Origin of the sequence: Collimonas sp., from assembly GCF_035566555.1 — a bacterium.
Classification (GTDB): Bacteria; Pseudomonadota; Gammaproteobacteria; order Burkholderiales; family Burkholderiaceae_D; genus Collimonas.
Genome location: NZ_DATMRB010000104.1, coordinates 1 through 19,744, shown reverse-complemented (window position 1 = coordinate 19,744; position 19,744 = coordinate 1). Strand labels below are relative to the sequence as shown.

The following is a 19,744-nucleotide window of genomic DNA, read 5'->3' as shown; positions in this document are numbered from 1 at the left end:
CTGGTTGATCGGTATCACGGAAAGCACATTCTTCAGCCAGTGTGGAGCGTCGTTGAGCGGGATGGTCAGGTTGCCGAAGAACAGCGCCGGGTAATACACCAGGTGACACAGCAGTTCGGTTTCCTGCACCGAGGCCGTGCGGCTGGCCAGCAATATGCCGACGCACAGCAGCATGGCGCCGCCCAGCAGGATCACCGGCAGCGCGTGCAGGGTCTGCAGGCTCCACAGCGAAATATCGATACCGTAGCCATAGCGCGCCACCAGCAGCAAGGTGGTCGCCGACACCAGCATCATGACCACCCGCGACAAGATGATCGAGGCCAGGAACACCAGCTTGGGCACCGGAAAGCAGGCGTAGATTTTCAAGGCATTGTGTTCGCGCAGGCCGGCGATCGACAAGGCGGTGGACATCACGCCCAGCGACATCAGCACCATCACCAGGATGCCGGTGACGAAAAACTGGCCGTAGTCGAAGGGCTTGGCGCCCGAAGCGACATCCGCAAAATGCACCAGACTGGCTGCCTCCACGCCGCGTTGAGCGGCGACGCAGCGCACCGCGGCGATTTCGATCACGCGCGCGGCGGCGCGCACCGCCAGCTGGCCTTTGAAATCGTATTGCACCTGCAGCGGCTGCTGCCCGGCGACCAGGCTGGAGGGGAAACGGACGCGCACCGCATTGGCGCCGGCGGCAGTGCTGCCGGTGACGTTTGAAAATTCCGCCTTGACCGGATCGCCGCCGGCGAAGGCTTGCCGTATCGCGGTCTGGCAAGCGCCGACGCCACCGTCCTGCGCCAGGCCGGCCGGAGCGACGAATTCGACCTTGACGCTGCCCAGCGAACCGGGACGGCCGAAGGCCATCAGCATCACCGTCAGCAGCAGGATAGGGAAGGCCAGCGCCCAGAACAGCGCCGATTTGCTGCGGAAGAAGCCGAGCAGCTCGTTGCGCGTCAATATCGCCAGCACCTTAAACATCGTGTTCCCCTTTGGCGCACTGATGCAGCATGTCGCGGTAGTCGGTCGGACCGAACTCGAAATGCCTGAGCGCGGCATTGCCGAGCAGACCGCGCACAGCCTGGTCCAGCTGCTTGCCGCCGTAGACGCTGATTTCATTGGCGGAGGGCGACAGCAGGCGCAGCGTGGCGCTGTCCTGTGCAAGCCGGTCGCGGATCAGGGCGGCTTGCCGGGCATCTTCCAGATGCAGATAGGCATGGAACTCACCGACCAGCTGATTTTTCAGCAGCTGCTTGTCGCCGCGATAAGCGATGCCGCCGTTGCGCACCCACACTACATCGCTGGCGCTGTCCAGTTCTTCTATCGAATGGCAGATCAGGATGATGGTCAGATCAGTCAGATCTTGCCGCAGCAGGCGTGCGACACGTTCGATGTAGGAGCGGTCAAGGCCGGTAAAGGGCTCGTCCAGCACCGCGAGCTGCGGGCGGTGGGCGAGCGCCACAAACAAATCCAGTCTTTGCTTCTGGCCGCGCGACAAGGCCTTGTAAGGCAGCTTGCGCAAGGCTTCGATATCCAGCGCCTGGGCCACGGCTTGGTCCTGCTTGCCGTACAAGGCGCGATGCAGATCGAGAATTTCCCTGACGTTGGATGAATCTTCATATTCGACGCGCTGCAGCTGCACCCCGAGCCGCTTGCGCAAGCTGGTGCTTTGCAAAAAGCGTGCCGCCGCTATGCCGAGGATCTCAGCGCCTTCCAGCTTCGCCGTGCGGAAGCCGAGCATGGCCTCGATCAGCGTGGTTTTGCCGGCGCCGTTGGGACCGATGATGGCCGTGTGCCGGCCATGTTGGAAATGCAGGTCATGCGCCTCGAAGCGGAAACTGCCGGCTTCGACCCGGATCAGCCTGGCCGCCGCCGCATATGGGCCGGCGCCGCCAGCGCGGGTAACCGGGGCGACGGGCCCGGCAGGCGCTGCCGGCGTCGGGCGCGGGATAAAGCCGGCGGTGTCGCCTGCAACTGCTGCTTTATCCAGTAATACGGCTTGATCGCTCATGGTCAGTCGAACAGCGCTACTTGGATATCGCGTTTGCCCTTGAACGGATTGCGGCCATGCGCCACGGCGATGTTGTCGATCAACAGCATGTCGCCGCCATGCCAGGGGAAGGCCACTTCTTCGGCTTCCAGCGCGTCGTAGATCGGCGCAATCTCCTCCAGCGCGATCGGCGTGCCGTCGCCCAGCCGCACGTCGTACGGACGGGCCGGCTTGTCGCGGTAGGCCAGGCGGATATATTCGTAGCCGCTGGCGCCGAGCGAGCGGGCATTGTTGTGCTGGGTCGACAGCTGGTTGAACCAGACTTCCTCGCCGCTGACAGGATGGGTCAAGGTGGCGCCGCCGACGTGTGATACGGTAATGCTGCCATCGGCCAGCCATTCGTAATCGAGCTGGGTGTCACGGCACAATTGCTCGACGTGGCGCGGATCGCTGGTCAGGAACACTTCGTCCCAGGGACGATGGTATTCACGCATATTGGTGTTTTTCGGTTCGTTTTCAGGTGTAGTGGGTGCGCGGAAATTGCGCAGGTACATGATACGCGCGGCACGGAAGCGTTCGACCAGTTCCGGCTGCAGGCGTCGCGTGACGGCGCGCATGTCGCAAATCACGGTTTCGCCGCCTTGTTCGGACGGCAACCGGCAAAAGAACGCCAGCTTCTGCGGGTAATGCGCCATATAGGCCTTTTCCTGGTGCAGGCCGATCTTCAGCGTGGCGGGAATCCGCGTCGATTCGTACACTTTTCCGTCGATATTCTTGCGTGGCGTCGCGCCGCCGATGTAACCGAATGCGTGCTCCGGATAGCAATGCGCGATTGTCTGGAAATCGGCAGTGCTGCGCAGGGCGAAGCCGCGGAATAGCAGGCAGCCGTATTCCAGCAGCATGCTGTCGAAGATATTCTGGTGATTGCGATACCAGAGTGCGAACAGTTCGCTGTCTTCGGCCAGCGTACTGTCGACCGGCGTGATCACCAGCGGCATGCGCCGCGGCGACAGGAAGCCGCATTGGACCAAAGAATTGCCCAGCATTTCCTGGAAGTGTCTTGCCAGGTCTACACGTTGATCCATAGCGGCTACTCCTTCGGGTGGCGTTGAATGGGGAAACGATCAGGCCAGCAAAGGCTTCTTGATCAGGATTTCGAAGCCGAGCGCGCCCAGGCCGAAGCCGGGGCTGGTGACCGCGGTGCAGTGTTCCAGGCCGGCGTCGCGCACCAGCTGCCGGGCTTCTTCCAGCGTCACTTTTTCTTCCACATGGGTCGGCGGATAGCCCACCGCAGCACGCATCTGGGTGAATTTTTCCAGCAGGGCCGGGGCGACGTCGCGCCGCATGTCGTGCACCAGGCCGATGCCGCCCGGTTGCAGCACGCGGTACATCTCGGTCAGGCTTTTGACCTTGTCCGTCAAATGATGCAAGGTGGCGCGGCCGACCGCCATCGCCAGGCTGTTGTCCGCGAAAGGCAGATCGAGCGCATCGCCGACTTTCAGTTCGATGACGTGGTTCAGGCCGAGCGCCTCGATGCGCGGGCGGCCGCCTTCCAGCATGTCGGCATCGAGGTCGAGACCGATGAAGCGCCAGTCCTTGAAGACCGGATCGGCGGCGAGGCGTACCGGCACCACCACCGTGGCGGTACCGATGTCGACCAGCACGCCGGGCTGCATATCGCGTGCGATCTGGCGGATGCGGGTCACGAACAGCACATCCCAGGGCTCCAGGGCTTGCGAAGCAAAGCGATCGTATTCGTCGGCAGGGCGTAGATTTTTCAGTAGCACTTTATTCTCCAGCAAGCGTTAAAGGATAGCGGTTAAAGAAACAGCCTCGGGTAAGTAAAACTACAGCCAGCCGACCGGCACCGCGGCCAGTAATTTGCGGGCAGCCTTGCTGCTGACACCGAAAGCCGGGCGGTCGCGCCGTTCTATCGCATGCGCCACCATGGCGGCGACACGGGCGCACAAGCCAAGGCCAACGCCCCAGCGTGGTTCGCCGACGCCAAGATCGAGCAAGGTCGCGGCCGTGATGAAATCGATGTTCGGGCGCAGACCCTTGCGCTGCAACGCGTGCTCGCAGGCGATATCGAAAATCTCCAGGTAGCGGCCGCCGAAGCCCCAGATGGCAAACAGCGAGCGAATGTGCGGCGGCCGCGGATCCTGCACGAACAAGGGATGGCCGAAGCCGAACAGCAGGCTGCCGGGCTGGTCCAGCGCCTGGTCGACTGCGTGCCGGATATCGGCATGGCTGTCTTGTGGACTGAAGGTCCTCAGCCACGCTAATGCTTCTTCGGCCGCGCCGACGTGCTTGGGGCCGCTCGCCATGAAACCGGCCGCCACTGCTTGCGGAATGCTGACGCCGGTGCCGATGGCGGTACGCGGCACCAGCACGGTCGGCGTGATATAGCCAAAGCCGGCGTGCCAGGCCACCAGCAAGGCATCGACGACGCGTAGCGACAAGGCGCTCGGATCGACGCCGCCCATGGCGGTCAGCACGCGCTGCGCATGCGTAGCGCCATCATCGGCGCGGATGCCCAGACCAAGCGCGGCTTCCAGAAAATGCGGAGCGCAGGCCACGCTGACCAGGCCCTGGATGAAATCCTGCCCGGTCGGCAAGCCGTGTGCGGCGGCCTCGATCGCGGCGACGTTTTCCAGCACCGTCAGATCGCCCAGAAAACCGCAGGACGCCGCCTGCACCATGCCGGCGCCGCTCTGCGCCACGGCTTCGACGCCGCGGCGGCGTGCCGGCGCAAGCAGCAACTGCTGGGCGACACGTGCCAACACCGCTTCAATTGCCTTGTTTTCCGTGGCGGACGGCATCTGGCCGAACCACACCAGCCAGAGCGCGCTGGCGAAATCGATGTTGCCGATCAGGTCGTTGAGATTGCTGCCCCTGACCCATAGCCCTTCTTCCGGTTCGATGGTGGCGCCATCGATATCGGTACCGCGATACAGCATGCGTGCTCCGCCGAACAGGCTTTGCGGCGCGGCCTTGAGCTCCGCTTCAGGCTGCGGCGAGATTGTTGTCTGATTCATGCAAGTCTGCCTGTGCGAGTTCATCGATGGAAATGCTGCAAGTTGCGGACAGCAACTGCGCTATGGTTTGCGCGTGCTGGATTGCCGTCGGCAAGATATTGACAAAAAAATACTGCGCGGTCTTGACCTTGCCGCGATAGAAGGCGGCCTCTTGTGCGCTCTGCACCTGGCGCAGCTTGCGTTGCGCAAGGCAGGCCGATTCCAGCAACACCCAGCCGCTGGCGGTCAATCCGATCATCTCCAGGAAGCGCGTATAAAACTGACTGGTCTGGTGCATGCGGCCGGCGCGCACGTGTTCGCCGATATGCGCGAGCGACTGCTCAACCGCATTCATGGCGTTTTCCAGCAGCGGAAATTTATCCTGCAGCTCGGCATCGACGTCCATTTCACCGGACAGGAAGGCATCCAGCTCTTCGCGCAAGTACCTGATCAAACGCGAATTGCGGCCGAATCCCAGCTTGTCGCGCACCAGGTCCTGCGCCTGGATATAGTTGGTGCCTTCCCAGATCGACAGGATCTTCACATCGCGGGCATTCTGCTCGACCGGATAGGCGTCGGTATAGCCGATACCGCCATGCACCTGGATCGCCAGTTCGCAGATCTTCCAGGCTTGATCGGACACGAAGGCTTTGCATACCGGCGTGAACAGCTGCACCAGCTTGCGGTATTTTTCGATCTGGACCTCGTCCAGCGGCGACTGCGCCTCCAGTGTGAAGGCCTGGGTCGACGCACCTGTGAGCTTGCCCAGCAAGCCGCGGCAGCCTTCCACCCGGGCCTTCATTTCCAGCAGCATGCGCTGGACATCGCCATGTTCGATGATGGCCACGCGTGGCGCGGTGGCGTCCGAGGTGCGTTCGATGGGGCGTCCCTGGTGGCGCTTGCCGGCAAATTCCACCGAGTGCAGGTAGGCGCTGGAGGCCAGGCCAAGGCCGATGATGGCGGTGCTCATGCGCGCCTGGTTCATCAGCGGCACCAGCTGCAGCAGGCCGGCGTTCTTGCGGTCGCCCAGCAGCACCGCACGGGTGGTGCCGCTGCGGCCAAAGGCCAGCTGGGTATTGGCGCAGCCTTTCAGGCCCATCTTGCGCGGCAGTGCAATGCATTCGACATGGTTATCTTCCAGCTCGCCGGTTTCGGGATTAGGCCAGTAGCGCGGCACCAGCAGGCAGGACAGCGAATAGGAAGTGGCCGCAGAAGCGGCGTTATTGAGCCGGCCCAGCACAAAATAGACCGTGTTTTCAGTGAGCGTATGCATGCCGGCCGAAATGTAGACCTTTTCACCGCTGACCGAATACTCGCCATTTTCCAGCGCCGTGGCGCTGGTGCTGACCGCCGTCAGGTCGCTGCCGGCTTGCAGTTCAGTGGCGCAGAAGCAGGCATCCCAGTCGTAGCGCTGCAGCTTGCGCAGATAAAGCGCTTTTTGCGCCGCCGTGCCGTGCAGCTTGAACAGCTTGATGGCGGGGAAGGTAAAGCCGCCGTAGGTCATGAAAGCCGGATTGGAGCCCATGAACATTTCCTGGATCGCCTGGCGGATCAGCGGCGGCATTACCGGCTGCTGCGATTCGCTGTCGTTGCCCAGCACCTTGATCCATTCCTCCTTGTAGCGGCGCCAGAGACCATGGAATTCCTTGGGAATCTCCACTTCGCCGTTTTCCAGCAAGCGGCATTCCTGGCGATCCGAAGCCTGATAGGCTTTGCCCAGTTCGTAGGCGAATTCGCGGGCGCGTTCCAGCAAGCCATCGTAATAGGCGCGGTCCTTGTCGTTGAAGGGCGGCTGGCCGAGAAACAGCTGCTCGGTCTTATGCAACTCCCACAAGAAGAAGCGCAGTTCGCGCAGGCTGACTTTGTAAGCTGACATAGGTTTTCCTGTATGTTGAAAGGCTGGCCTGGTCTACTGTGGCGCCGTGATCTCGGCCACCATGGCGCCGGCCATGCCGCACAAGGCGGCGTCCCACAGCAGGGCGGTAGCCTTTTTTCCGGGCGGCAGTGCGGCGCGCAGGCGCAGCAGGGAAAGCAGCGGATCGGCGCTAGATTGATGGCCGTGGGCGCCGCGTTCGAAATGCCGTTCGGCTGGAATCCCCAGCGCCTTGCTGACGCCGAGCGTGAAGTTGTCGTTGAAGCCGGCCGGCAGTACCCAGTCGATGTCGGCCGCGCCTAGGCCGGAGCGCTCCAGTGCGCTTTGCGCGGCGCTCACTGCGAGCGGATGCAGCGTTTCAGCCAGCGCCAAAGGAGTCAAGCCCCATGGATTGTCGATTGCCTCGCCATAGTGCATGGCGGAAGCGCGGATGCTGCCCCAGCTGTCGTCGCTGGCGGCCTGGCCGAACTGTTCCGGCGCGCCGTCTAGCAATATCGCCGCCGCGCCGTCGCCGTACACCACCAGTTCACCCCACGAGCGAAAGAATGGGTACAGCCATTTGTCGGAGGCCACCAGCAGCACCTTGGCGCCAGTGCTGATCAAGGCTTCGATGATGCTCAGGGCATTGAAAGCCCCCGCGCTGCCGGACTGGCCGATGGCGAACGGCAGGGCGTCAGGCAGCCCGAGCGCATGCTGGATGCGGCCGGCGACCGATTCGTTGATGCGCTGGTTGAGCGCTGCATTGGTGACCACGATGTGAGTTATCTCGGCCAGCGCTTGCGGCGTCAGTTGCTGGCGTAGCATCGCTACCGCTTCCAGCGCCAGGTCGGCATGGCTTTGCAGCGGCGGCGCCACCGGCAGAGCGATTGCTGCGGGCGGCAGCAGACGCTGTTGTTCTTCCTCGTCGATCTTGCCTTTGCCGCGCGGCAGCGCAAAGGCGGCTGCCTTGTATAGCAGATGGCCGTAACCGATATTGCGTTCCTGGGCCTGGACGGCATGGAACTCGGTGGTGTCGGGTACATAGGAAGCGATAGCGCGGATTCGAAGCATAAAGTTACTCAGACACGGTAAGAGGAGTGGAAAAGAACTCGGAAAACTGCTGCTTGAGCTGCTTGCGGTCGATCTTGCCGTTCGGGTTGCGCGGCAGCGGCGCCTCATGGAAAGAGACATGCAGCGGCACCATATAGGTCGGCAGTTTTTCCCGGCACAGCTTGATCAGCGCTTCTGCGCTCGGGCTCATCTGCGTGTGCGCAAAGACGCTGATCATCACAGCTTCGCCTTGCTGCGGGTGGGGAACGCCGAAAGCAGCCACTTCGCTGATGTCAGCCGAGGCGAACAGGATTTCCTCTACCTCGGTGGGACTGACGCGATAGCCGGAGGTCTTGATCATGTCGTCGCCGCGGGCGACGAAATACAGGAAATTCTCTTCATCGCGGTACACGATGTCGCCTGACCAGACGGCGATGTCGTCGCGCGGGATCTGGCCGTGCGGCCGCGGCCAGGGGCGGAAGCGTTGCGCCGTCAGTTCCGGGTCGTTCCAGTAGCCGAGCGTGACGAAGGCGCCCCGATGCACCAGTTCACCGGCTTCGCCGGCGGCGCATTCGCCGCCGTCCTTGCGCATTACCCGGATATCGGCGTTGGGAACGGCTTTGCCGATAGAGTTGGGGCGGCTGGCGGCGTCTTGCGGCGACAGATAGGTGGAGCGGAAGGCTTCGGTCAGGCCGTACATCAGATAAGGCAGGGCATTCGGAAAGACCGTTTTGATCTTTTCCAGCAAAGGCGTCGGCATGTGGCCGCCGGTATTGGCGAAGCGGCGGATGCGGGCGCCGGTTGCGGCTGGCCAGTTGGCGGAGACCAGCTGCATCCAGAGCGGCGGCACGCCGGTAATGGTGGTGACGCCGTGGGTTTCGCAGAAGGCCGGCACTTCGGCCGGCTGCAGGAAATCCAGCGGTGCATAGCAGGCGCCGCTGGCCAGCGCCGTGGTCAGCTGGCTCAGGCCGGCATCGAAGCTGAGCGGCAGGACGCCAAGGATGACGTCGTCCGCTTGCAGCTGCAGATAGTCGGCGATGCTGTAGGCGCCCGACACCAGGTTGCGCTGCGACAGCACCACGCCCTTGGGGCGGCCGGTCGAGCCGGAGGTATACAGGATGGCGGCCGGGTCGCTGTCGATCACGGCGCTGAACACCCGCCCCAGAGAAGGGCCGGCAGACAGCGTCATGATATCGGCCAGCAGCTTGTCCAGCGGCCAGATGTCGAGTTCGAGGTCGTCGAAGGCGGCGGCGATGCGCTTGAAGCGGGAAGCGGTGCTGGCCAGCAGCTTGCTGCCGCTGTCTTGCAGGATATGGCGCACCTGCTGTTCCTTGAGCTGCGGATTGACCGGCACCAGGATCGCGCCGCGCGCGTTGATTGCAAGCAGCAGCACCACGGTTTCGTACTGCTTGCCGGCGTAGACGGCGACGCGGTCGCCTGCATGGATTCCGGATTCCGCCAGTTTGGCGGCTGTCAGTTTGACATCTTGTAGCAACTCCGTATAGCTTGCGCTCCAGCTGCCCTGGACGTAGGCGCGGCGTTCGCCGTGCTGGCTGGCGCTGTCTTGCAGCAGGTCATACAGGCTGATGTGTGCAGTCATGGCGGCTTTGCTGGATTAGGATGGACTCAGGATTGACGGATGTAGGCGCGCGCCTGCTGCTGCGAGAGGAAACCGCTGACGCTATAAGTCTGGTTATAGGCGCCGCAGTTCTCGAAAATCACCAGGTCGCCGGCGGCCGGCGGCGCCGAGGGCGCGTGGTTCCAGCCGATGACATCGGCGCGGCTGCAGGTGCTGCCGACGTACTGGATCGGCAAGCTGCCAGCGGCAGCGCTTTCAGGTTGACGCCTGAGCAGGCGCGGTTCCGCATATTTTTTCAGGACGGACTCGGTCTTCGCCAGCAGGAAGTTGTGGCTGAGGCCGCCGTCGCACACGGCGATGCAGCGCTCGCCCAGGGTTTTCACCGAACGTACCCGGGTGACGAAGCTGCCGGCGCCGGCAAAGATGCCGCGCCCGGATTCGTGAATGATCTTGAACTTTTCGTGCAGCGGCGCGATGCGCTGGCGATAGGCTTCAAAAGTCGCCGCCTGCTTGTCGAAATTCTCCGCGAAGCCGCCGCCGAAGTTGAGGAAGGTCACTGGCGTGCCAGTCACGCGCGCCACTTCCGGCGCAAAAGCCGCCAGCGCAAAAGCCAGGTCGGCGGAGTCCGCGCCGCTGTTGTCGATGCGGAAATTGTAGGAGCCGGCGAAAGTATGCAAGCCGATGATCTGGACATCGGCGCGGGTCAGCTCGGACGCGCTTTGCAGAGCGTCCTGCCGGCTCATGCCGAAATGGTCGGCCAGGTCCTTGCGGCCGGCGGCAAGTTCGCCGGCGTTCAGGCGCAGCACGGCTTGCGGTGCGGCCTGTTTGCCGATCACGCGGACCAGCCGCTGCGCCTGTTCAAGGCCGTCGATGATGAAAATGCAACGCGAGGCGAGGGCGGCGCGCATGAAATTTTCATCCATCGAAGGATTGTTGACGTATTTCGGCGCGGTGATCCGGCCCACCGCCAGGTCCAGCTCGCCCTGGCTGGCCAGTTCGACGCCGTCGACGAAAGCATGGCCGCAGCGGATCAGCAGGTCCAGGTTGGGATTGGCCTTGAGCGAGACGATCAGCGGCGTGCCCAGCCGCTGGCGCAAATCTTCATGGCGCGCCAGTACGACGCTGGGGTCGAACACATAGCACGGTGTTTTTAGATCAAGCAACCACTGATCGGTTGACTGAGCGTCAGTGTTGTCCAAGAAGGAAGCTTCAGTTAGTTGCATGTTGGTCCGCGGGATGTAGAGTCAGCGCCGAGAATGCGCCGCTGTTGGATTGGGTGATGCTCATCAGGTGGCCGCCGGCGTCGACCTTGTCGAGCCCGATATCGACCAGGTTGACCGCCAGGTCGGAGCAGCAGGCATGGCCCTTCTGCAAGATGTTGTCCGGATACAGCGAGCTATGCGGGATCGCCATGGCGTTGCAGATCGAGTTCCAGCCTTTGTGGTCCGAATTGTGCGGCAGGATGCATGAGAAATCGCTCAGTGCGATGCCGCACCCGCTTACTGCCTCCTGCATCACCTTGCGGGTGTAGTGCCATTCCAGGTTGATCATCTCGCGTTCCACGCCGGCATTGGTGTCGGAACCTTGGTACCAGCGGCCGTAGTTGCGCAGGATCAGGGCGCCGATGCGGTTGCGGCGCGTATTGCGGGTGACCAGCAGGCAAGCCGCGCCATCGCTCTGGATGCCCGACAGCTGGCGCAGGCGGAAGCGTTCGCCGTAGACGCGGTCGGAGGAAACGATCAGCACCGACTGCATCTCGGCATGCAGGTTCATCAAGGCTTCCGCCATGCGGATCGCGCCGCCGATGGAAGAGCAGTTCAGCTGGGCCAGGGAGCCGACCCAGAGCGGCTTGATGCCGAAGGCGCTGGCGACTTCCAGCGGCAGGCTGCGCGGCGCCGCCGGCGTGCTGAACTGCTGGGTGTGGACGTGGAACAGGGCGCCGATATCGGCTGCCTTGAATCCGGTTTCCGCTTGCAGGCGGGCGACGGCGCGCTTGGCCAGCTCGACTTCATCGATCTCATGCGCGGCATGGAAATAGCGGCAGCCCGACTTGCAGATCGCTGCTATGCGCTGCGCCGGCAAAGTGTGCTGCGGACCCCAGTCGACGATATCCTGGCGCTCGCCGGGAAATTCATAGGCGGCGGCTTCGATGCCCAGCCGGAACGGAGCGGGGCGGGATGGACGCACGCTGGCGTCGGCAATTGTGCTGGTCATGATTCTGCGTCGATTCAGTCAGTCGGTTAAGCCGGCATCGGCATGGCGGCGTAGTCGAGCACGCCCAGTTTTTCGAAGGTGTCGCGCACGCGCGGGCTCAGCAGGCCCATCTCGCGGATGGTCGGCACCAGCCGCCGGAAAATCGAGCGGCGCATGGAATTGGCGACTTCCGAGTTGCGCACCAGGTGGCTGCATTCCTTCTTGGACAAGCCCATCGGCTCCCAGATATCGTCGGCGCACAGATGTTCGTACAGGGTGTGAGCACCTTCGGCGACGAATTCCTCGCGTTCCTTGCGTTCGGTGCCGCTCATTTCCTTGTAGACTCGGCACAAAGTGATGCGGCCCATGGCGAAATGGCGCGCTTCGTCGCGCTGGATGCGGCTGACCAGGTCCTTGATGAACGGGTCCTTGGAATAGGCGACGATGCTTTGGAACAGCGATAGCGCAATGCCTTCGACCAGCACCTGCATGCCGAGGTTGGTCATGTCTAGCTTGCTGCTGGTGATAGTGTCTTCCAGCAGGCCCTTGAGCGCTCTGCTCATGGGATAGCTGATCGGCAGCTTGTCGTTGACCAGGCGGCCGAAGGCTTCGATATGGCGCGCTTCGTCGATCATCTGACCGGCCGCGCACAGGCGCGCCGACAGGCTCTCTTCCGCGGTGGCCAGCTTGGCGGCGCAGATCATCGCTGCCTGCTCGCCGTGCAGGACCTGCGACAGAGTCCAGCCTTGCGAATGATGACGGATTTCGGCGCGGCCCTTGTCGTCCAGCTTGTTCCAGATGTCGCTGCCGTAGATCAGCAGGGTGCCGTCCGGCATGCCGAGCGGATTGTCGGCGTTCAGTTCGTAGCTCCAGTCGATGTCGGTATTTACATCCCACTGGTTGGCCTTGGTTTTTTGGTACAGGGCGTTGAGGTCGTGGTCGCTGAAATCGTAGGTCTCCGCCATGTAAGCGTCGACCGAAAAATTCCATTTGATCGGTTGGCTGTCATCCAGTATCTGTTCGAGCGCTGCTTGCATGGTTATCCCTGTATTTCGTTGATTTCCGAATGGTTACGTGTGGATCTTCTTGCGTGCCGGCTTCTAGGGCAGCAGCTCGCTGGCCACGATCTGCGGCGTGAAACGGGCCAGCGCCGGCAATACCCGTTCGGCGATGGCTGGTTCGGATCCTGTGTTCCAGCTGGCGAAGGAGATCAGGTTGTCGCCGTCGTCCCAGAGGTCGCGGCGTATGCGATCGGCGCTGATCCAGAGCACCGGGGTCTGCACCTGGCCGGCCCAGAACAAGGCTTCATTCCATAAATGCGTGCCCATGGTGACGCGCGCATCCAGCAGGCTGGCGGGCAGCGCCAGGTCGATGGATGGCATGCGCACTTGAATGAACAAACGGGTCTGCGCGCCGCTGTCCAGCCACAGTTGCTGCGCCAGCGCAGCCAGCAAGGCGTAATACTGCTGGTTGTTGACCAGCACCGGCGCCGTGTTGGCATGTTCATAAACCGCCCTGCGCACATAATCCTGCGGCTCCAGCAGCGGCAGATTGCAGACCTCGCAGGGGATCGCACGGCTTTTGTCAGGATTGCTGAGCAAGAGCAGGGAGCAGGTTTGCGCGCTTGTCATGCCTTGCCCTCCAGCGCATGGCGCAGCTGCGGCGCCAGCGTTACCTGGGCTATCGAAAAATAACCATTCAGCGCCAGCGACGAAACGATGCAATCCTGGCCCGGCTTCAGCGTGCCGGAGTCTAGTTCGGTCAGCACCGACAGCCAGGGGTCACTGCCGAAGGAGTGGCCGAAGCGCTGATAGTGATCGCCATGCGCCAGCGACGTGTCGAAACACTTGAACAGGGCGCGGCGCGACATCTCCGGGAAGAACGGCAAGGCGATGCTGACGCCGGGCCGGCTCTCGGTGAAGCTGCGCAAGCTGCGTCCCATCTGTACCAGCGCATGGGCCTGGCTGGCGTTGCCGAGAGTCAGCATGTCGTCTTCGCCAGGCGTTACCTCGATCAGCAAGGTGCAGATGCCGAAGCCGGATTTGCCCCAGCGGCTGGTGCCGATCCAATAACCGAAATTGTGGATGTCGGTATCGACAATCTGCAGCAGCAGGCGGCGCGGCCCGGTCAGGCGCGCCTTTTGCAGCACGTAGCGCAGGATGAAGCCCCAGCCGGTGCATTCGTAGGCATTGGTGATCCAGTCGGGAATCCGGCCGTAGGTGGCGCCTATACCTGCACGGAACTGCTCGGCATACGGTGAGCTGTCGGCCAGGAATTGCGACAAGACCGTGGAGGTCACGACATAGTCGTCAATCGGGCCGCTGTTCGTTGCATACAGGCGAGCTTCCTCGCCGACCCGCTGCGCCAGCGCGGCACTTGCGTCCGCCAGCGACACATCGGCCGCCACGAAGGGCGTTTCAGTGTGCCGGTAAGCCACCGTATGCGCCCGGAAAGAGGGCGCGGCGGCAGCTTGCGGGCGCAATTCGAAAGCCTCGGCGGCGTGCGGAGTGAACATGCGGCGTCCTGGTGTCTGCGAGAAGGGGATCGATCAGGCTGTTTGCTGTTCGTGCAACTGCGCATCCAGCTGTTCCAGCGTGGTGTATTGCGTGATGTTCAACTGCTCCGGATCGATCGAGCCGTACAGCTGCTCGCAAAACACGATCAGTTCCACGACATTGAGCGAATCGATGCCGAGTTCGCCCAGGCCGACATTGCTCTCGACCGATTCGATATTGAGGATCTTGGCGGCTTCCTTGCGCAGCAGTTCCAGGGTGTTGATGGCTGTTGTCATTGTGTTTCTCCTAAGGATGGGGGATTTCAGACTGGTGGGTAGTTCAGATTGATGCAGCTACTGCCTTGCTGACGCGCATGCTTGCGCGCAATTCGTGGTAACAACGGTATGAGCTCCCCTCCATTTTCGTGAATGCCAAAAGATCGCGCTGATCGGAAAATTGCTTGACGGCGCCGCGGCTGACCAGATGCAGCAGCAACTCGTTGGAGGCGAACTTCAGCGCCAGCACGCGCTGCACGTCTTCGCTCTCGTAGCGGCCGGACTGGGTCTTGGCGCGGGCGGCGGCAGCGATGAAGTCGCGCGCCGCGCGTTCATCCACGGTCAGTTCGACACGTCCTTGCGCAGCCAGCCATTCAACGTGCGCCATCAGCGCGCGCACCAGGAACGGCCGCACCGTGGTCAGGTATTTGTTGAGCACCGCCGGGCCGCCGACCTTCAGGCGGTCATCCTGGGCCACCTGGACGTCGCCTTTGACGTTGCCCAGCTGTACCACGCCATCGAGGAAGGAGTCGCCGCAGGCGGTGCGCTTGAGGCTTTCGTATTGCTCAGGCCAGACCAGGTAGGCGGATGGAAAGAAGGCGCCGGGCGTACGGGCTGCCACGATCGCCATGCCATCCAGATTGGCGTACATGCCCCACACCTTGTCGATATGCAGCTTGAAGCCGTCGCCGTCCGGCTGCGCCACCGTGCGCCAGCTGCCCAATGTCGGACCGCCGCCATCGCTCATCAGGAAGCGCAGATTGTTGCCGCTGTCGATGCAGGCGCAGGCGCGGTCGTACTGGTCGGGTGTCAGGAACAGCGAAAACAGGATGCGCGCAAAAGTCCGCATGAAGGGCTTGTAGTGCGGCGCCAGGCCCTCCCGGTGAATCAGCTCCAGGATGCTTTCGCTCATTGCATGTTCCTGATGCGCCAGGGCTACCGACGGGCGGCCGACTTCTTCGCTGCGCTCGTAGTTATGCGGTGTCTGCGCAATCAGCATGTCGGAATCGAGCAGGCGCACGGAAGCGCGCGAGATGATCTGGATCAGCTGCCGCGGCAGTTCGCCGTAGGTGGACAAGCGGTGGAGGACGGGTTGCGCGGTGACCAGCAGCAATGAATTCAGTGAAAATGAATGTGTTGGCGGATTTGTCAGTGAATTTGCTTGCGGATTTGCCTGCTTATTTGCCTGCTTAAGTGCCGGACTAACTTCAACTTCCTGAGCCAAGGTTTGCATGTCGCGATGATCCAATTCCAGGTTAATGAGATACAGGGAAGATGCGGGGGTCAGATTTCCACTGTCGTCGATTTGGTTTCACTGTCGGCGCAAATTTGGTCTGCGTCTTGGCCGCCATCTTTGCTGTCGTCCTGCAAGGTTTTCTCTATATAGATGTCGCGGCATTTCAGACGCTGCAGCTTGCCGCTGGTGGTGCGCGGCAGACTGCCGGCAGCGACGAATTCGATGGCGTGGGCGCCAAAGCCGAACTTGTCGCGCAAGGACGCTTGCAGCTCTGCGCGCAGTGCGGCTTGTGTTTCTGTCTTTTCATGTTCGATCATCACCACCAGGTTTTCCGTGCCCTGGGTCTCGTCGTAGACGCCGATGGCGGCGATGGCGTTGCCGCCGTTCTCCAGCAGCGGATGACCGGCGACCACATCCTCGACTTCGTGCGGAAAGTAATTGCTGCCGCGGATGATGATGATTTCCTTCTTGCGGCCCAGCACATACAGGTGTTCATCCACCGTGTAGCCGAGATCGCCGGTGGCGAACCAGTCGCCGCTGTGATAGTGCTCGGCCTGGCCCTCGCTCGGCAGGTAGCCTGACATGATGGAGGAGCCGCGGATATAGATTTCGCCGACTTCGCGTTCGCGGGCGTTGCTGTCGGGGCCGCTGCGGATGGCGACCTGCATGCCGGGAATCGGCTTGCCCATGGACAGCACGGTTTCCGCCAGGCGGGTGGCGCCGTCAACCGGGCGCGCCAGCGAGTATTCGATCAGCGCGCCGGAATCGATACGGTCCGGCATCACGTAGGCAAGCGCCGCGGCGTCGTAAGCGACGGTTGCATCATGCATGGTGACCGCCAGCGTCGATTCGGCCATGCCATAGCAGGGCTGCAGCGCAGAGCGGGACAGGCCATGCGGTGCGAATTTCTGCGCGAAATCGCGCAGGCAGGTCTCGTCCACCCGTTCCGCGCCGATGAAGATATTGCGCAGCTTGCTGAGATCGACATCTTTCATCGCTGCTTCGCGGTAGCGGCGGATGCAATACTGCAGGCCGAACGTCGGCGCCGCGGTAGTGGTGGTGCCGAACTGCGACATGCGCTTGAGCCAGCCGAGCGGATTGCGGATGAAACTGCTGGGCTGCATCAGCAACAGCGGTGACTGGTAGTACAGGTTCGACAGCAGCGTCACCAGTCCCATGTCGTGATACAGCGGCAGCCAGGAAGCGGAAGCATCGCCGCGCTCGGCGTCATAGCCGACCGAACCGCCGATGCCGAGCACATTGTCGATCACGTTGCGATGGCTCAGGATCACGGCCTTCGGCCTGCCGGTGGAGCCGGAAGTCAGTTGCACATGGTGGCCGCCGTCGGCGCCGCGCCGTTCCACCCGTGGCGGATAGCCGGCAGTTGCGGCGGCATTCACGGTGGCGATGGATGCCACGCGGGTGCCGGCAGCCGCCAGCAGGTTCTGCAACGATTCGGTGTTGCCGCCGGCAGCGATCAGCAAGCGCGGCGAAAACAGCTGGCAGGCAATATATATCTGATTGCGCGGCGAATCGGCCATCAGGCGGCCGGGCAGCGGCACCGTGCATGGCAGGGCGCCGGTCAGCACGCAAGCTGTCAGAAGTACCAGGTGGTCAATCGATGCAGGCAGGGCGAGAATCACCAAGTCGTTGCTGCGCACGCCAAGCGCGGCCAGCGCGGAAGAGGTCGCCAGCGCTTGTTGCGCCAGTGCTGCATATGAAATGCTTTTCTCTTCGCCGCTCTCTTCGATGACGGTGATCTGCCGCTCTGCGCCTTGCTGTGGATGCTCTACAGCAGACAGAATGGCGTCGACCATTGATTCCAGTTTCATCAATTTCCGATCTCCTGCAAGTCAGTTGATTTCGCACGCGAATTGCTGCCGCCAGAACGCAAAAAAATTGCATATACAGTTATAAACAGACAGGTCTGTATACTCAATTTGAAAAGATCATATGGCAGTTATTTCTGTATGTAAACAGAATTAGCTGAGTTTTTTGTAACGTAGTTTCATAAAAGCGCTCGCGTAGAATGAAAGTACAGTGCGCGTCAAAGATTGAATTTCGATATGCAAGAAAACGGGTATGTGCCTGTTTTCTTGCCGGGATCTACCTGTCCGGTGCCGGGGTCAGGCCGCTGGAATGCTAAAATTCTGATTAAAATCATAAGCTTGTAGAAAGCAGCCGGAGGCGTGGGAAAATACGCTGTTGCGGCGGCCCAACTTATGGTCGAATAGCGGGCTGTAGAGATGGTTTCTATCCGAATTTTTCGCGGCCGCATGGCTGCCGGTTTGTGTAGATTTTAATAATTTTTGCGATTTAAACAGGAGATAGCATGAGTCAGGTTAAATATACGGTTGAGCATGAGTGGCTGCGGGTTGAAGCCGATGGCGTGGTAACGGTCGGCATCACCGACTTCGCGCAGGGCCATCTGGGCGACCTGGTGTTCGTGCAATTGCCTGAAGTCGGCGCCGCACTCGCCAAGGGCGACGAAGCTGCGGTGATCGAATCGGTCAAGGCCGCCAGTGAAATCATGATGCCGGTCGCCGGCACGGTTACCGAGATCAACGAGGCGCTGGCCGATGCGCCGGAAACGATCAATGAAGATCCGCTGGGCGCCGGCTGGTTCTTCAAGATGAAAGTCAGCAATGCAAGCGAGTTGGACAGTCTGATGGATGAAGCGGCTTATGCTGCCATGATCAAGGGCCAGGCTTAAGCACCGCGCAATTTTACTGTTCACACACGAAGGAAAAGCATCCATGACACAATCACGGCCTGCTCTTGAAGATCTGGCGCAACACGCCGATTTCATTGAACGTCACATCGGTCCGGATCACACCCAGCAAAAGGCCATGCTGACTGCACTCGGTTTCGATTCTATCGAAGCACTGATACATAAGGTAGTACCCGGCTCCATCCTGGAAAAACAAGCACTGGCTCTTGGCTCGCCGCGCAGCGAAGCGGAAACACTGGCGGCATTGCGTCAGATCGCCGAAAAGAACCAGCTGTTCAAGTCGCATATCGGCATGGGGTATTACAACTGCCATACGCCGACCGTCATCTTGCGCAACCTGCTGGAAAATCCGGCCTGGTACACCGCCTACACGCCGTACCAGCCAGAGATATCGCAGGGCCGGCTGGAAGCGCTGTTGAATTTCCAGACCATGATTACCGACCTGACCGGCATGGAAATCGCCAACGCGTCCCTGCTGGACGAGGCGACCGCGGCGGCCGAGGCCATGACTTTCTGCCAGCGCCTGTCCAAGAGCAAGAGCAACGTTTTCTTCGTGTCGCAAGACTGCTATCCGCAAACCATCGACGTGCTGCGCACCCGCGCCGCGCCGATCGGCGTCGAGGTGGTGGTCGGCGACCACAATAAAGACCTGGAGCGGCTGGACTGCTTCGGCGTGCTGCTGCAGTACCCGACCCTGAGCGGCGAGATCCACGACTATGCCGACACCGTGCGCGTGGCGCATGGCAAGCAAGCGCTGGTGGTGGTTGCGGCCGACCTGCTGGCATTGACTTTGCTGACGCCGCCAGGAGAATTCGGCGCCGACGTCGTCATTGGCAGCGCCCAGCGTTTCGGCGTGCCGCTTGGCTACGGTGGTCCGCACGCAGCGTATTTCGCTACCCTCGACGCGCACAAGCGCGTCATGCCTGGACGGCTGGTCGGCGTTTCCATCGACAGCCGCGGCGAACCGGCTTACCGCCTGGCGATGCAGACCCGCGAGCAGCATATCCGCCGCGAAAAAGCCACCAGCAATGTCTGCACCGCGCAAGTGCTGCTGGCGAATATCGCCAGCATGTACGCGGTATACCACGGTCCGCAAGGCCTGAAGACGATTGCCCAGCGCGTGCACCGGCTGACCGCGATCCTGGCGGAAGGCTTGCGCCAGTTGCACCATGCCGTGCCGACCGCCAGCTTCTTCGATACCGTCACCGTGCATACCGGCGGCCACACCCAGGACATCCATGCGGCAGCCCGCAGCCAGATGATCAATCTGCGGCCGATCGACGACGGCAGCATCGGCATCGCGCTGGACGAAACCAGCACGCGCGCCGATGTCG

Annotated in this window: 17 protein-coding genes and 1 pseudogene; 2 read left to right on the top strand and 16 right to left on the bottom strand. The window is 61.8% G+C overall.

Translation table 11 applies throughout. The features are described from left to right. The 16 genes from VNZ65_RS13815 to VNZ65_RS13740 all read right to left on the bottom strand — a co-directional run. The coding region (locus VNZ65_RS13815; protein ID WP_325669921.1) for an ABC transporter permease at positions 1-972 on the bottom strand (972 nt) is incomplete at its 3' end. Beyond that, a complete protein-coding gene (locus tag VNZ65_RS13810) occupies positions 965-2,002 on the bottom strand; it encodes an ATP-binding cassette domain-containing protein (protein WP_325669919.1) in 1,038 nt (345 codons plus the stop codon). The genes VNZ65_RS13815 and VNZ65_RS13810, both read right to left, overlap by 8 nt. 2 nt (positions 2,003-2,004) lie before the next feature. Next, positions 2,005-3,066, bottom strand: a complete 1,062-nt coding sequence (locus tag VNZ65_RS13805; RefSeq protein WP_325669917.1) for a TauD/TfdA family dioxygenase — start codon at positions 3,064-3,066, stop codon at positions 2,005-2,007. A 39-nt stretch (positions 3,067-3,105) separates the two neighbouring features. Beyond that, a complete protein-coding gene (locus VNZ65_RS13800; protein WP_325669915.1) occupies positions 3,106-3,768 on the bottom strand; it encodes a class I SAM-dependent methyltransferase in 663 nt (220 codons plus the stop codon). A gap of 60 nt (positions 3,769-3,828) precedes the next feature. Then, a complete protein-coding gene (locus tag VNZ65_RS13795) occupies positions 3,829-4,941 on the bottom strand; it encodes a citrate/2-methylcitrate synthase (RefSeq protein ID WP_325669923.1) in 1,113 nt (370 codons plus the stop codon). A gap of 46 nt (positions 4,942-4,987) precedes the next feature. Continuing rightward, positions 4,988-6,874 (bottom strand): acyl-CoA dehydrogenase, encoded by a 1,887-nt coding sequence (locus tag VNZ65_RS13790; protein WP_325669913.1) that lies wholly within the window; start codon positions 6,872-6,874, stop codon positions 4,988-4,990. A gap of 33 nt (positions 6,875-6,907) precedes the next feature. Next, entirely contained in the window at positions 6,908-7,921 is a 1,014-nt protein-coding gene (locus VNZ65_RS13785; RefSeq protein ID WP_325669911.1) for a 3-oxoacyl-[acyl-carrier-protein] synthase III C-terminal domain-containing protein, read from the bottom strand. A 4-nt stretch (positions 7,922-7,925) separates the two neighbouring features. Next, positions 7,926-9,500 (bottom strand): acyl-CoA ligase (AMP-forming), exosortase A system-associated, encoded by a 1,575-nt coding sequence (locus VNZ65_RS13780; RefSeq protein WP_325669909.1) that lies wholly within the window; start codon positions 9,498-9,500, stop codon positions 7,926-7,928. Between the two features lie 26 nt (positions 9,501-9,526). After that, positions 9,527-10,702, bottom strand: a complete 1,176-nt coding sequence (locus tag VNZ65_RS13775; RefSeq protein ID WP_325669907.1) for a PLP-dependent decarboxylase — start codon at positions 10,700-10,702, stop codon at positions 9,527-9,529. Continuing rightward, positions 10,689-11,693 carry a 3-oxoacyl-ACP synthase gene (locus VNZ65_RS13770; RefSeq protein ID WP_325669905.1) on the bottom strand — a complete coding sequence of 335 codons (1,005 nt, stop codon included), beginning with the start codon at positions 11,691-11,693 and terminating at the stop codon, positions 10,689-10,691. The genes VNZ65_RS13775 and VNZ65_RS13770 overlap by 14 nt, the downstream gene beginning before the upstream one ends. A 26-nt stretch (positions 11,694-11,719) precedes the next feature. Next, positions 11,720-12,709 (bottom strand): ferritin-like domain-containing protein, encoded by a 990-nt coding sequence (locus VNZ65_RS13765; RefSeq protein WP_325669903.1) that lies wholly within the window; start codon positions 12,707-12,709, stop codon positions 11,720-11,722. A 63-nt stretch (positions 12,710-12,772) separates the two neighbouring features. Next, entirely contained in the window at positions 12,773-13,303 is a 531-nt protein-coding gene (locus VNZ65_RS13760) for a hypothetical protein (RefSeq protein WP_325669901.1), read from the bottom strand. Beyond that, positions 13,300-14,187: a hypothetical protein gene (locus tag VNZ65_RS13755; protein WP_325669899.1), complete on the bottom strand. Its 888-nt coding sequence runs from the start codon at positions 14,185-14,187 to the stop codon at positions 13,300-13,302. Before VNZ65_RS13755 ends, VNZ65_RS13760 begins: the two co-directional genes overlap by 4 nt. Positions 14,188-14,220: 33 nt before the next feature. After that, positions 14,221-14,463: an acyl carrier protein gene (locus VNZ65_RS13750; protein WP_325669897.1), complete on the bottom strand. Its 243-nt coding sequence runs from the start codon at positions 14,461-14,463 to the stop codon at positions 14,221-14,223. Between the two features lie 43 nt (positions 14,464-14,506). Beyond that, positions 14,507-15,556: a hypothetical protein gene (locus VNZ65_RS13745; RefSeq protein WP_325669895.1), complete on the bottom strand. Its 1,050-nt coding sequence runs from the start codon at positions 15,554-15,556 to the stop codon at positions 14,507-14,509. Positions 15,557-15,726: 170 nt separating this feature from the next. After that, entirely contained in the window at positions 15,727-17,511 is a 1,785-nt protein-coding gene (locus VNZ65_RS13740; RefSeq protein ID WP_325669893.1) for an AMP-binding protein, read from the bottom strand. A gap of 500 nt (positions 17,512-18,011) precedes the next feature. On the opposite strand from VNZ65_RS13740, the gene gcvH reads away from it, so the two are divergent. Together gcvH and VNZ65_RS13730 are read left to right on the top strand one after the other, a co-directional pair. Then, positions 18,012-18,392, top strand: a complete 381-nt coding sequence (gene gcvH / locus VNZ65_RS13735; protein WP_325669891.1) for a glycine cleavage system protein GcvH — start codon at positions 18,012-18,014, stop codon at positions 18,390-18,392. Positions 18,393-18,435: 43 nt separating this feature from the next. Next, positions 18,436-19,744: pseudogene (locus VNZ65_RS13730) on the top strand (glycine dehydrogenase); the annotation flags it as partial.

Excerpts from the sequence above, each read along its gene's own strand:
- VNZ65_RS13775 (WP_325669907.1), bottom strand. The coding sequence starts at position 10,702 with ATGCAACTAACTGAAGCTTCCTTCTTGGACAACACTGACGCTCAGTCA.
- VNZ65_RS13765 (WP_325669903.1), bottom strand. The coding sequence starts at position 12,709 with ATGCAAGCAGCGCTCGAACAGATACTGGATGACAGCCAACCGATCAAA.
- VNZ65_RS13795 (WP_325669923.1), bottom strand. The coding sequence starts at position 4,941 with ATGCTGTATCGCGGTACCGATATCGATGGCGCCACCATCGAACCGGAA.
- VNZ65_RS13750 (WP_325669897.1), bottom strand. The coding sequence starts at position 14,463 with ATGACAACAGCCATCAACACCCTGGAACTGCTGCGCAAGGAAGCCGCC.
- VNZ65_RS13770 (WP_325669905.1), bottom strand. The coding sequence starts at position 11,693 with ATGACCAGCACAATTGCCGACGCCAGCGTGCGTCCATCCCGCCCCGCT.
- VNZ65_RS13805 (WP_325669917.1), bottom strand. The coding sequence starts at position 3,066 with ATGGATCAACGTGTAGACCTGGCAAGACACTTCCAGGAAATGCTGGGC.
- VNZ65_RS13785 (WP_325669911.1), bottom strand. The coding sequence starts at position 7,921 with ATGCTTCGAATCCGCGCTATCGCTTCCTATGTACCCGACACCACCGAG.
- VNZ65_RS13755 (WP_325669899.1), bottom strand. The coding sequence starts at position 14,187 with ATGTTCACTCCGCACGCCGCCGAGGCTTTCGAATTGCGCCCGCAAGCT.
- VNZ65_RS13740 (WP_325669893.1), bottom strand. The coding sequence starts at position 17,511 with ATGAAACTGGAATCAATGGTCGACGCCATTCTGTCTGCTGTAGAGCAT.
- VNZ65_RS13810 (WP_325669919.1), bottom strand. The coding sequence starts at position 2,002 with ATGAGCGATCAAGCCGTATTACTGGATAAAGCAGCAGTTGCAGGCGAC.
- gcvH (WP_325669891.1), top strand. The coding sequence starts at position 18,012 with ATGAGTCAGGTTAAATATACGGTTGAGCATGAGTGGCTGCGGGTTGAA.
- VNZ65_RS13780 (WP_325669909.1), bottom strand. The coding sequence starts at position 9,500 with ATGACTGCACACATCAGCCTGTATGACCTGCTGCAAGACAGCGCCAGC.
- VNZ65_RS13760 (WP_325669901.1), bottom strand. The coding sequence starts at position 13,303 with ATGACAAGCGCGCAAACCTGCTCCCTGCTCTTGCTCAGCAATCCTGAC.
- VNZ65_RS13790 (WP_325669913.1), bottom strand. The coding sequence starts at position 6,874 with ATGTCAGCTTACAAAGTCAGCCTGCGCGAACTGCGCTTCTTCTTGTGG.